The 10927-nt window shown below is 70.9% G+C and carries 13 protein-coding genes; 7 read left to right on the top strand and 6 right to left on the bottom strand.

The genetic code is table 11. The features are described 5' to 3' along the window. The first annotated feature begins 9 nt into the window (after window positions 1-9). Both ABD785_RS05155 and ABD785_RS05150 read left to right on the top strand, forming a co-directional pair. A complete protein-coding gene (locus ABD785_RS05155; RefSeq protein WP_344822660.1) occupies window positions 10-753 on the top strand; it encodes an SOS response-associated peptidase in 744 nt (247 codons plus the stop codon). Between the two features lie 34 nt (window positions 754-787). Further along, window positions 788-1120: a TraR/DksA family transcriptional regulator gene (locus tag ABD785_RS05150; RefSeq protein ID WP_344822657.1), complete on the top strand. Its 333-nt coding sequence runs from the start codon at window positions 788-790 to the stop codon at window positions 1118-1120. Window positions 1121-1174: 54 nt separating this feature from the next. On the opposite strand, the gene ABD785_RS05145 is transcribed toward ABD785_RS05150, so the two are convergent. From ABD785_RS05145 to ABD785_RS05120, 6 genes are all read right to left on the bottom strand, one after another. Continuing rightward, window positions 1175-1546 (bottom strand): DoxX family protein, encoded by a 372-nt coding sequence (locus tag ABD785_RS05145; RefSeq protein ID WP_344822654.1) that lies wholly within the window; start codon window positions 1544-1546, stop codon window positions 1175-1177. Window positions 1547-1631: 85 nt separating this feature from the next. After that, the gene (locus tag ABD785_RS05140) at window positions 1632-2972 is read right to left on the bottom strand and encodes an HD-GYP domain-containing protein (RefSeq protein ID WP_344822652.1); all 1341 of its coding nucleotides are present in this window, start codon (window positions 2970-2972) and stop codon (window positions 1632-1634) included. Beyond that, window positions 2966-4267, bottom strand: coding sequence for an HD-GYP domain-containing protein (locus ABD785_RS05135; protein WP_344822649.1), 1302 nt, complete (start codon window positions 4265-4267; stop codon window positions 2966-2968). Before ABD785_RS05135 ends, ABD785_RS05140 begins: the two co-directional genes overlap by 7 nt. 365 nt (window positions 4268-4632) lie before the next feature. Continuing rightward, the gene (locus tag ABD785_RS05130; protein ID WP_344822646.1) at window positions 4633-5547 is read right to left on the bottom strand and encodes an NAD-dependent epimerase/dehydratase family protein; all 915 of its coding nucleotides are present in this window, start codon (window positions 5545-5547) and stop codon (window positions 4633-4635) included. 9 nt (window positions 5548-5556) lie between these two features. Next, window positions 5557-5856 (bottom strand): mycothiol system anti-sigma-R factor, encoded by a 300-nt coding sequence (gene rsrA / locus ABD785_RS05125; protein WP_344822644.1) that lies wholly within the window; start codon window positions 5854-5856, stop codon window positions 5557-5559. Next, window positions 5853-6461, bottom strand: a complete 609-nt coding sequence (locus tag ABD785_RS05120) for a sigma-70 family RNA polymerase sigma factor (protein ID WP_344822642.1) — start codon at window positions 6459-6461, stop codon at window positions 5853-5855. Before ABD785_RS05120 ends, rsrA begins: the two co-directional genes overlap by 4 nt. 210 nt (window positions 6462-6671) lie before the next feature. Here ABD785_RS05120 and ABD785_RS05115 point away from each other — a divergent pair, with 210 nt between their 5' ends. The 5 genes from ABD785_RS05115 to bioB all read left to right on the top strand — a co-directional run bounded on the left by ABD785_RS05115 (window position 6672) and on the right by bioB (window position 10870). Continuing rightward, entirely contained in the window at window positions 6672-7448 is a 777-nt protein-coding gene (locus ABD785_RS05115; RefSeq protein WP_425547730.1) for a methyltransferase domain-containing protein, read from the top strand. 45 nt (window positions 7449-7493) lie between these two features. Further along, the gene (locus ABD785_RS05110) at window positions 7494-8855 is read left to right on the top strand and encodes an acetyl-CoA carboxylase biotin carboxylase subunit (RefSeq protein WP_344822638.1); all 1362 of its coding nucleotides are present in this window, start codon (window positions 7494-7496) and stop codon (window positions 8853-8855) included. A gap of 10 nt (window positions 8856-8865) precedes the next feature. Then, a complete protein-coding gene (gene bsaP / locus ABD785_RS05105) occupies window positions 8866-9051 on the top strand; it encodes a biotin synthase auxiliary protein BsaP (protein WP_344822636.1) in 186 nt (61 codons plus the stop codon). A gap of 99 nt (window positions 9052-9150) precedes the next feature. Then, window positions 9151-9882 (top strand): dethiobiotin synthase, encoded by a 732-nt coding sequence (gene bioD / locus ABD785_RS05100; protein ID WP_344822634.1) that lies wholly within the window; start codon window positions 9151-9153, stop codon window positions 9880-9882. Then, window positions 9875-10870: a biotin synthase BioB gene (gene bioB, locus ABD785_RS05095; protein WP_344822632.1), complete on the top strand. Its 996-nt coding sequence runs from the start codon at window positions 9875-9877 to the stop codon at window positions 10868-10870. The genes bioD and bioB overlap by 8 nt, the downstream gene beginning before the upstream one ends. Window positions 10871-10927: the final 57 nt, after the last annotated feature.

The raw sequence follows: 10927 nt of genomic DNA, 5'->3' as shown, positions 1-10927 counted from the left end.
CTGAGAGGCATGTGTGGCAGATACGCGACGGCACGGGCGCGGCAGGAGCTGCTGGACGAGTTCCGCATCGACGTCGACGAGACGCTGACCGAGGACGGGAGGGACCTGCTGGAGGCCGACTACAACGTCGCGCCGACCAAGCTCGTGCCCGCCGTGATCCAGCGGGCGGCGAAGGACGCGCCCGAGGAGGCCGTGCCGGAGCGGCGGCTGCGGATGCTGCGCTGGGGGCTGGTGCCGTCCTGGGCGAAGGACCTGTCGATCGGCAGCCGCATGATCAACGCGAGGGTCGAGACGGCCGCGGAGAAGCCCTCCTTCCGGAAGGCGTTCGCCGCCCGCCGCTGCCTGCTGCCCGCCGACGGCTACTTCGAGTGGTACACCGGCGAGGACGGCAAGAAGCAGCCGTTCTTCATCACGCCGAAGGACCGGTCGATCCTGCCGATGGCGGGGCTGTATGAGCTGTGGAAGTCGCCCGAGGGCGAGTGGGTGTGGACCACGACCGTCCTGACCACCGAGGCCGCCGACGAGCTCGGCCACATTCACGACCGGATGCCGATGGTCGTCACCGACCGCGACGCCTGGCTCGATCCGGGCGTCAGGGACCCTTCCGGGCTGCTCGTTCCCGCGATGGCGGGCGGTCTGGAGGCGTTCCCGGTGTCCAAGGCGGTGGGGAACGTCAAGAACAACGGTTCCGCACTCATAGAACCACTGACAAATGGGCAAATTCCGGGTGAAAGTAACCCGTCCCTGTTCTAACGGACAGGCTCTCACGCCGAAGTGGGAGGTCAGCTTGCCCCCGACCACCGTGACCCTGGACCGCCTGCACGACATGCTGGCGGAGCTCGACGCCTCGATCGCCGCACTGCGCGGCGAGAGCTCCGACCGGGGCCATCCGGCCGACGCCGGATCCGCGCTCGTCGAGGCCGACCGCACCCACGCGACCCTGGACGCCATGACCCGCCAGCGCCGCGCCGTCGAAGCCGCCCTGCGCCGCGTCGTGGACGGCACGTACGGCACCTGCGTCACCTGCGCCCGTCCCGTCCCGGCGGGCCGCCTCGAAGCCCGCCCGGAAGCCGCCCGCTGCGTCCCCTGCCAGGCCAAGTACGACCGCCTGAACCGCTGACCACGGTGGGGGCCGGACCGGCGCCACGCGGCCGGCCCGGGATCCGGCGCGCCCTCAGAACGCGTACGGCCCGAAGCGCCCCCAGGCGACGACGGCCGCGACCACCAGGATGACCACGTTGACGACGATGCCCTGGGTCTCCTTGCGGCGGTAGTGGGTGATCGCCGCCAGCACCATGATGATCACGAGACCCGTGGCGGCGAGGGGCGTGAGCACCGTCGCGATGTCCGTCGCGGCCGGGAGGATCAGGCCGAGCGCGGCGGCCAGCTCGGCGACCCCGATGATCCGCAGGGTCGTGAGGGAGACGTCCTCGACCCACGGCAGCTGCGGGGCGAGCTTCTCCTTGGGCTGCGTCGACTTCAGCACCCCCGCGAACAGGAACATCGCGGCGAGCAGCCCTTGCAGAATCCAAAGGAACACGTTCATGGCGGGGGCCTCCGAAACGAGGGGAGCGGCACGTCCGTTCCCGTCAGGCAGAGAGTAGAGCCGGGAAGCCTCCTCCGACGAGTCCCTAGAGGCGGCGGTGGGCGGTGCGGGTGACGAAGGAGAGGCGGTCGAGGACGCGGCCGAGGGCCTCGACGACGGCCGGGTCGTACTCGGAGACCGAGTCGAGGCGCAGGCGTTCGAGGACGGCGGCGCTGCGGTCACGGTCGGGGGAGTCGCCGACCAGGTCGTCGTAGGCGTTGGCGGCCTTGATGATGCGGGCCGCCAGCGGCGGCGGCTTGACGGCGGCCTCGTCGCCCGCGGGGGCGGAGCGGTAGGGGTCGGACTGGCGGCGGACCAGGCGCGCGACCCGGTCGAGGACACCGGTCTGCTCGACGACCGCGGCGCCGAGCTCGGCGATGCGCGCCTGCTCGGCGGGGGAGGCGAGGACGGTCGCGCCGCCGGGGATCGGGTCGGGCAGCGAGAGCTGGCCGATGTCGTGCATGAGGGCGGCGTACTCGAGTTCGAGCAGCTCCGCCTCGGTCATGCCGAGCTCGCGGCCCATCGCGACCGACAGTTTCGACACGCGCCGCGAGTGCCCGGTCTCGACGTAACCGCCGACCTCCGTCACCCGCGACAGCGCCCGGACGGTCTGCAGATAGGTCGTGCGGACGGCCGCGAACCGCCGGAAAGCGAACTGGGTGGTGAGGATCGGCGCGGTGAACAGCAGCAGCGCGGCCAGCCCCATCACCGAGGTGGCGACCGCGATGAGCATGCCGGTCGCGGCGGTCGCGCAGTTCAGCAGGATGCCGGCGTGGAACTCGTCCTTGAACGCGATCCCGAACCGCGCCCGCACCGTCTCGGCGCGGATGGTCGCGGCGATCGTCATGTCGACGGAGAACGCGGCGAACGCCACCCCCGACATCAGGGCCAGCGCCGCCCACCACTCGCCGTGGCTGAGGCTGCCGTCGAACAGCAGCCCGGTCAGCGGCCGGAACAGGAACGCCACGATCGCCGCGACGACCAGCCGCCGCGCCATGGCGTCGAGCCGCGGCGACCGGCCGACCGCGACGTGCGGCAGCGACCCGGCGAGCATCCCGGCGGTCGTCACGGCGACGACCTGGAGCGCGGAGTAGGACACCTGCTCGGTCGCGACGCTCATCAGCATCCCGTAGCCCAGCGCGCCCGCCGTCGAGATGGGCGCGACCTCGCGTCCGCCGGGCATGTTCATCCGGAACAGCTCGCCGAGCGCGATCAGCACCCCGAAGATGACGGCCGGGGTCGGCTCGTCGGGCCCCCCGTTCGCCGCGACCGACCCGACCGCCGCGACGATCAGGGTCCCCGCCGCCCCGAGCAGCACGAGCTGCCCGGAGTCGAGGTTCTGCCAGGCGGGACGCTCCCGGTTGGTCTGCAGTCGGCTCGCTACCATGCGCCCTCGCCAGCGATCTTCAGGGGAACGGTCGGGTCGTCGTGGTCCTGACGCGTGGTCTGGACGGGCACGTCGAGGGGGAGCACGACCGGTGCGGGCGGCTCCCAGCCCTTCTCGGCGAGGGCCCGCAGGAAGGCCGCGACCATGTCGGGGTCGAAGTCGGAGCCCGCGCACCGCCGCAGCTCCGCGACGCCCTCGGCGATGGACCGGGCGGGCCGGTAGGACCGGGTGGAGGTCATCGCGTCGAAGGCGTCGGCGACGCCGATGATCCGCGCGAACTCCGGGATCTCGTTCCCGGCCAGGCCGCGGGGGTAGCCGCGCCCGCTGAGCTTCTCGTGGTGGTACATGATCCCGTCGAGGGCCTCGTCGAGGAAGCCGATCTCCTGGATGATCTCGAGTCCGCGCATCGGGTGGAGCTGGATGGCCGCGAACTCCTCCTCGGTCAGCGGCCCCTCCTTCTGCAGCACCTTGGTCGGGACGCCCAGCTTGCCGACGTCGTGGAGCATCCCGGCGAACCGGATCGCCTCGATCCGCGCCGCGCTCATCCCGATCTCCTCGGCGATCATCACCGAGCCGCGCGAGACGCGCTCGCTGTGCCCGCGCGTGTAGTAGTCCTTGGTCTCGACGGCCTGGCACAGCGTGGCCAGGACGGCCTCGTGCGCCCGCTCCTGCTCGCGCGTCTGGGAGAAGGCCCACCGCGCGACGAACAGCGGCAGCAGGACCAGGATCGGGGCGGCGGCCTCGACGGCGTCCCAGGTGCCGGCGATCAGCAGCCCGAACGAGCCGTAGCCGAGCAGCCCCGGCGCGAGCTGGACCATCTGGTCGAACAGCTCCCGCATCTTCGACTGGTTGGCCAGCAGAAGGATCCCGCCGACCAGGGCGAGGTTGACCGTCACGTAGGTGAGCAGGGCGGCCGCGAACGGCACGATCAGCTCGTCGCCGCGCAGCCCGGCGCCGTGGCTGAGCGCGTCGCCGGGGGCGAGGGCGACGAAGACCGTTCCAGCGGCGAACCCACAGAGCGCGAACTGGGCGCCGTTGTAGGCCCGCTTGACGGGCGCGACCTTCTGCCAGGTCGCCACGGCGCAGGCGCCGACGAGCGCGGCGCCGCCGGGGCCGAGCAGCACCACGGAGGCCAGGCAGGCCGAGAAGCTCAGGGAGACGCGTGCCCGCTCGATGCTGAGCAGGACGGGCGCCGAGTCGCAGATGACGAACAGGGCCGCCAGCACGCACAGGGTCGACCAGTTGACGTGCTCATAGGACGACGTAGCGATGAGGGTGGCCGCGAGAACGACCACCCCCCCTACGTACGCCCAGGCAGCGAGGGGTAGGCCACGCATGTGCCGCCTCCGGGAGGTGACTCGGTTGACCGCCGCCGGGTTCCAGCCGCTGCTAGACCCAGGAAACGCCTGTTGGATCAGTCAGCAGCAGTACAAACGCTGCCGCCGCGACCACGGTGGTCACGACGGACGCCAGCATGTACCTGAGCATGGAATGACTCCCCCCAAAGAATCCGACAGGAAAACCCGGATCCCGTACCTTGCTCCCCGCCACTGATTGGTCAACCACAAGACTAACCAACGCGACCCCCGCCACACAGGAACACGGGAAATCGAGAGCAAAGCGTGAACATATCGTCACTCGGAGTCGGATGCCGGATCGCTCACCTGCTGCGGGCCCATTCCACGGTGGCCCTCAGGCCGTCGGAAAGGGGGGTTTTGGGCGTCCAGCCGAGCACTTCCGCACCCGGTGCGGGGTCGAGCGCCATGGCGGGCAGGTCGCCCAGCCTGAAGGGCGCGGTGCCGGGGGCGTCGGGGGCCCCCGCGGCCTCGGCGATCAGGGTGTGGAGGAGCCGGTCGCTGGTCTGGACCCCGGTGCCCAGGTTGACCCTGGCCCGGGAGCCGGCGGTGAGCGCGCGGGCGTAGGCGTCGACGACGTCGGCCACATAGATGTAGTCGCGGGTGTTGGATCCGTCGCCGTACACGATGGTCGGCTTCCCCTCCAGCAGGGCAGCGGTGAAGATCGAGATCACTCCGGCCTCGCCCTCGGGGGTCTGCCGGGGCCCGTACACGTTGCCGGGAACCATGATCGTGTAGTCGAGGCCGTGGAGTTCGGCGTACATCCGCACGTAGGCCTCGCCCGCGGCCTTGGACGCCGCGTAGGGGGAGGCGGCCCGCAGCGGGCCGTCCGGGCCGACGGGCAGCGCGTCGGGGACGCCGTAGACGGCGCAGCTCGAGGTGGAGATGACCTTGCGGGTACCGGCCCGGTGCGCGGCCTCCAGCACGTTGACCGTGCCCAGCACGTTGACCTGCCCGTCGCGCAGCGGATCCTCGACGCTCGCCCGCACGCTGACCTGGGCGGCGAGATGGCAGATCACCTCGGGGGCCTCGGCGGCGACCAGATCGGCGAACTCCGGCGCCGCGACGTCCACCCGGTGGAGCGCGGTCCGGCCCCCGAGGTTGGCCTCGGAACCGCCGGAAACGTCGTCGGCCGCGATGACCTCATGCCCGTCGTCGAGCAGGCGGTCGACCAGATGGGAACCGATGAACCCGGCCGCGCCGGTGATGAGGATGCGCACCCGGAGAGGCTACAGCCCCCGGGACCCGCCCTCAGTGGTGTGCTCCTCGGGGTGGCCCGCGAGGGCCTCCTGGATGCGGCCGAGGACCTTCGCCTTGAGGTCCTCGGGAACCGGGTCCTTGCCGCAGGACTTGCTCACCAGCTTCTTGACCGACTCCTCGAGCCCGTACTCGCGCAGGCAGGGCCCGCACTCGTCGAGGTGCTGCTTCACCTGGGAGCAGCCGGAGTCCTCGAGCTCACCGTCGATATAGGTGTAGACCCGGGCGAGCACCTCGTTGCAGGGCGTCTCGTGGTGGTTGCCGCAGCTCATTTCGAACCCTCCCGCGTGAGGCCGCGCTCCAGCGCGTAGTCCTCCAGCATCGACCGCAGCTGCCTTCTGCCCCGGTGCAGCCGTGACATCACCGTACCGATGGGGGTGCCCATGATGTCGGCGATCTCCTTGTAGGCGAAGCCCTCGACGTCCGCGAGGTAGACCGCGAGACGGAACTCCTCGGGCAGTTCCTGCAGAGCGGTCTTCACGTCCGAGTCGGGCAGATGCTCGAGCGCCTCGACCTCGGCGGACTTCAGCCCGGTGGAGGTGTGCGACTCGGCCCGCGCGAGCTGCCAGTCCTCGATCTCCTCGGTCCCGCTGTTCTTCGGCTCCCGCTGCTTCTTGCGGTAGGAGTTGATGAACGTGTTGGTGAGGATGCGGTACAGCCACGCCTTGAGGTTCGTGCCCTCTTTGAACTGGTGGAAGGACGCGAAGGCCTTGGCGAAGGTCTCCTGGACGAGGTCCTCGGCGTCCGCGGGGTTGCGCGTCATGCGCATCGCGGCCGAGTACAACTGGTCCAGGAACGGCAGCACGTCGCGCTGGAAGCGCTCCCCGCGCTGCTCCACGGTCTCCGCAGTGCCCGGAACGGTACCCACCCCCTGCATAGGAACCAGACGATCGAACGAGTACGAGACTATCGCCCCGGTAGTGTCGATCTTGTCAGTGACCCCAGAGAGAACCGGCACTTGTCCCTCCCGACTGTGCGCCCAGCATCTGTGTCGGTCCAACAGCGGCCAAGGTCGCGCCATTCCCTACCAGGGGGTAGATTCCTGCAACCTTCACGGAGGGTGACGCGAAGCCCCTTTGGGGGAAAGATGTCTCTACCGAAGACAGGAGCCCCCGCTTTGCTGCCGCAGCCGGGCAGACCCCCCGATCTCGACCGCCTCGAGGACGATGATCCATTGGCGGGCTATTGGACGTTCTATCGCGCGGTCGCCACCGCGCAGCTCGCTCGCTGGCTTCCCCGGCGCAGCTCCATGATCCTCGACCTGTCCGGCGGTTCGAGCGCCCAGCAGGCGGCCGCGGCGGGGCACCACGTCGTCGAGGTCGTCGAGAGCCCGCGGACCGGCGACCACCAGCAGATCGTCGGCGATCCCTCGCGCCTGGAGTTCCTCATCGACGGCTCGATGGACGCCGTCATCGCCGAGGACGGCGTGCTGTCGCGCTGCCTGGCGACCGAGGAGACCGTCGAGGAGATCTCCAGGGTCCTGCGGCCCGGCGGCAGGGTGCTGCTGTGCGTCGACTCCCTGACGCTCGGCCTGGCCGTGCTGGCCGAGCAGAACCTCTGGCCGCACCTGTCGGACGTGCCGAAGGCCGAGGTCGTCCTCGTGCCCTGGCCGGACGGGACCATCACCCGCTGTTTCTGGCAGGCGCAGGTGCGCGAGCTGCTCCACGACGTCGGCCTCGAGATCGAGTGGATCAGGCCGCGGACCGTCGTGTCTCCCTCGACGGCCGACCATGTGCTGGCCAAGGACCCCAAGGCCCTGTCACGCCTGGTCCGCACCGAGCTCCAGACCCCCTACGACTGCCGGGTGGAGGACGAATCCCTGGGCATACACCTGCTCGCATCGGCGATCAAGAAGCCCTTCTAGATCTCCGGTAGGTTCGGAGATCCGCCGCTCAGAAGGGAACGCGCCGTGTTCGAGTCCGTGCTGGTGGCCAACCGCGGGGAGATCGCGAGCCGGGTGATCCGGACCGTCCGGGCGATGGGCCTGAAGGCGATCGCGGTCCACTCCGAGGCGGACGCGGACCTGCCGTTCGTCGCCGAGGCGGACGAGGCCGTGCTGATCGGCCCGGCCGATCCCGCCGGTTCCTACCTCGACCAGGACGCGGTCCTGGAGGCGGCGGCCCGCACCAACGCCCAGGCCGTCCATCCGGGGTACGGGTTCCTGGCGGAGAACGCGGGCTTCGCACGCCGGGTCGCCGAGGCGGGCCTGGTGTGGATCGGCCCCGATCCGGCGGCCATCGAGGCCCTCGGCGACAAGATCAACGCCCGGAACCTGATGGAGAAGGCCGGCGTCCCGGTCGCGGCCGGCACCCGCGAGCCCGTCCGCACGGCGGAGGAGGCCGTCGCGGCGGCGGCCGTCATCGGCTATCCGGTGATGGTCAAGGCGGCCGCGGGCGGCGGCGGCATCGGCATGTCGGTCGCGCGGGACGACAGGGAGCTGGCCAAGGCGTTCGCGTCGGCGCGCAGCCGGGCCGAGCGGTTCTTCGGCGGCCCCGACGTCCTGGTCGAGCGCTATGTCGAGCGGGCCCGCCATGTGGAGATCCAGATCCTGGGCCTGGCCGACGGGACGGTCCTCGCGCTCGGCGACCGCGACTGCTCGGTGCAGCGCCGCCATCAGAAGATCGTCGAGGAGGCGCCGTCGCCCGGGGTCTCGCCCGCGCTGCGCGAGCGGATGCTGGCGGCGGCCGTCCGGGCGGGGGAGGCCGTCGGCTACCGGGGCGCGGGGACCGTCGAGTGCCTGGTCGACCCGGACGGGCAGGACTTCGTCTTCCTGGAGATGAACACCCGCCTCCAGGTCGAACACCCCGTCACCGAGCTGACCACCGGGATCGACCTGGTCGAGCAGCAGCTCCTGATCGCCGCGGGACGTCCGGTGTCGTTCGCCCGGGTCGAGCCGCGCGGCCACGCGATCGAGTTCCGCGTCTACGCCGAGGATCCCGAGCGGTTCCTGCCGGGCCCCGGAATGATCGTCACCTGGGTGGAGCCCGAGGGGCCCGGCGTCCGCGTCGACGCCGGATACGCCGAGGGCACCCGGGTCACCCCCTTCTACGACCCGCTGCTGGCCAAGCTGATCGTCTTCGGGGAGACCCGCGAGGCCGCGCTGGAGCTGGCCGCCGAGGCCGTCGGCGCCTTCCAGATCGTCGGCCCGAAGTGCAACCTGCCGTTCTTCACCGAACTGCTCGGCGATCCGGAGTTCCGCGGGGGCGCCTACGACACGCGGCTGGTGGAGCGGATGAGGGCGACCTCATCGCGGCCGTCGCCCAGGGCGTAGGGTGCCCGGCATGGAGTACTGCGCGCACTGTGGTGAGGAGACCCGCGAAGCGGGTGGGCACGCGGCCTGCGGGGCCGCCCTCCAGATGGAGCCGCCGCGCTTCTGCGGGCACTGCCGCCGCCGGATGGTGGTCCAGGTGACCCCGCGCGGCTGGACGGCCCGCTGCGTCGAGCACGGGTTGCTCACCAACGCCTGATCCCCCGGGGGATCGAGGGCGGTTTACAAAGCGGAGGGCCGGATTTCTGTCGGATTCCGGAACGGATCCGGATGACGCGGCGGCGCTAGTGTCGATCTCGTGAGCGTCCTCGTCGTGACCGGAACCGACACCGGAGTGGGAAAGACCGTGGTGACCGCGGCCCTGGCGGCCCTGGCGGCCGCCCGCGGCTCGAGCGTGGCCGTGGTCAAACCCGGGCAGACCGGGGTGGACATCGGCGAGCCTGGCGATCTCCAGGAGATCGCCAGGCTCGCCGGGATCACCGACCTCCACGAGGGCTCCCGGTTCCCCGACCCGCTGTCCCCGGCCGCCGCCGCGCGGGTGTCGGGCAAGCCGCCCGTGCACCTGTCCGCGAGCGTCGCGGAGATCAGGGAGCTGGCCGCCGAGCGGCAGCTCGTCCTGGTCGAGGGGGCGGGCGGGCTCCTCGTCCGGTTCGACGAGGAGGGCTCGACCATCGCCGATCTGGCCCGCTGGCTGGGCGCGGCCGTCGTCGTCGTGGCCAGGCCCGATCTCGGCACCCTGAACCACACCGCGCTGACCTTCGAGGCCATGGCCCACCGGGGCGTCCAGCCCGCCGGCCTGGTGATCGGGTCCTGGCCGGGCGAGCCCGACCTCGCGATGCGCTGCAACATCCGGGACCTGGAGACGATCACCGCCCGCCCGCTGGCCGGGGTGATGCCGGCCGGCTCGGGACTGCTGGACCCGGCCGAGTTCCTGCTGGCCGCGAGCGCAGGGCTCTCCCCGGCGTTCGGCGGGACTTTCGACGCTGGTACGTTCCGTGAGACCCACCAGAAAGGCACATCGCGTGACTGACATCCTGACGATCGCCAGGCAGCAGGTCCTGGAAGAGGGCAAGGGTCTCGACCAGTCGCAGGCCCTCGAGTGCCTGAACCTCCCCGACGACCGGCTCGAGGAACTGCTGGCGCTCGCGCACGAGGTCCGCATGCGCTGGTGCGGCCCGGAGGTCGAGGTCGAGGGCATCATCTCGGTCAAGACCGGCGGCTGCCCCGAGGACTGCCACTTCTGCTCCCAGTCCGGCCAGTTCCAGTCCCCGGTCCGGGCGGCCTGGCTGGACATCCCCTCCCTGGTGGAGGCCGCCAAGGAGACGGCCAAGACCGGCGCCACCGAGTTCTGCATCGTCGCGGCGGTGCGCGGCCCGGACGAGCGGCTGATGTCGCAGGTCAAGGCCGGCATCGAGGCGATCAACGAGGCCGTCGACATCCAGATCGCCTGCTCGCTGGGGATGCTGACCCAGGAGCAGGTCGACGACCTGAAGTCGTGGGGCGTCCACCGCTACAACCACAACCTCGAGACCGCGAAGTCCCATTTCGGCAAGGTCGTCACCACGCACTCGTGGGAGGAGCGCTGGGACACCCTCCTCATGGTCCGCGACGCCGGCATGGAGGTCTGCTGCGGCGGCCTCATCGGCATGGGCGAGACCCTGGAGCAGCGCGCCGAGTTCGCCGCCCAGCTCGCCGAGCTGGAGCCGCACGAGGTCCCGCTGAACTTCCTCAACCCCCGCCCGGGCACCCCCTTCGCGTCGTTCCCGCTGGTCGAGGGCGCCGAGGCGCTCAAGACCATCGCGACCTTCCGGCTGGCGCTGCCCCGCACGATCCTGCGCTACGCGGGCGGCCGCGAGCTGACCCTGGGCGACCTCGGCACGCAGGCGGGCCTGCTCGGCGGCATCAACGCGATGATCGTCGGCAACTACCTGACGACCCTCGGCCGCGACGCCGACAAGGACCTCGATCTCCTCACCGAGCTCCAGATGCCCATCAAGGCCCTTTCGAAGACGCTCTAGAAAAGCCTCGCACCAGCCGGAAGCGGCGGCGGACCGGACGTCCGCCGCCGCTTCCGG

The organism is Actinocorallia longicatena, assembly GCF_039534125.1.
GTDB lineage: Bacteria > Actinomycetota > Actinomycetes > Streptosporangiales > Streptosporangiaceae > Actinocorallia > Actinocorallia longicatena.
The sequence above is the reverse complement of the archived record's forward strand: the minus strand, read 5'-3'. Positions and strand labels throughout refer to the sequence as shown.

Bases quoted from the DNA above. Each gene is read 5' to 3' on its own strand.
- ABD785_RS05155 (WP_344822660.1), top strand. From the start codon at position 10: ATGTGTGGCAGATACGCGACGGCACGGGCGCGGCAGGAGCTGCTGGAC.
- ABD785_RS05145 (WP_344822654.1), bottom strand. From the start codon at position 1,546: ATGAACGTGTTCCTTTGGATTCTGCAAGGGCTGCTCGCCGCGATGTTC.
- ABD785_RS05140 (WP_344822652.1), bottom strand. From the start codon at position 2,972: ATGGTAGCGAGCCGACTGCAGACCAACCGGGAGCGTCCCGCCTGGCAG.
- rsrA (WP_344822644.1), bottom strand. From the start codon at position 5,856: ATGAGCTGCGGCAACCACCACGAGACGCCCTGCAACGAGGTGCTCGCC.
- ABD785_RS05120 (WP_344822642.1), bottom strand. From the start codon at position 6,461: ATGCAGGGGGTGGGTACCGTTCCGGGCACTGCGGAGACCGTGGAGCAG.
- ABD785_RS05115 (WP_425547730.1), top strand. From the start codon at position 6,672: ATGTCTCTACCGAAGACAGGAGCCCCCGCTTTGCTGCCGCAGCCGGGC.
- bsaP (WP_344822636.1), top strand. From the start codon at position 8,866: ATGGAGTACTGCGCGCACTGTGGTGAGGAGACCCGCGAAGCGGGTGGG.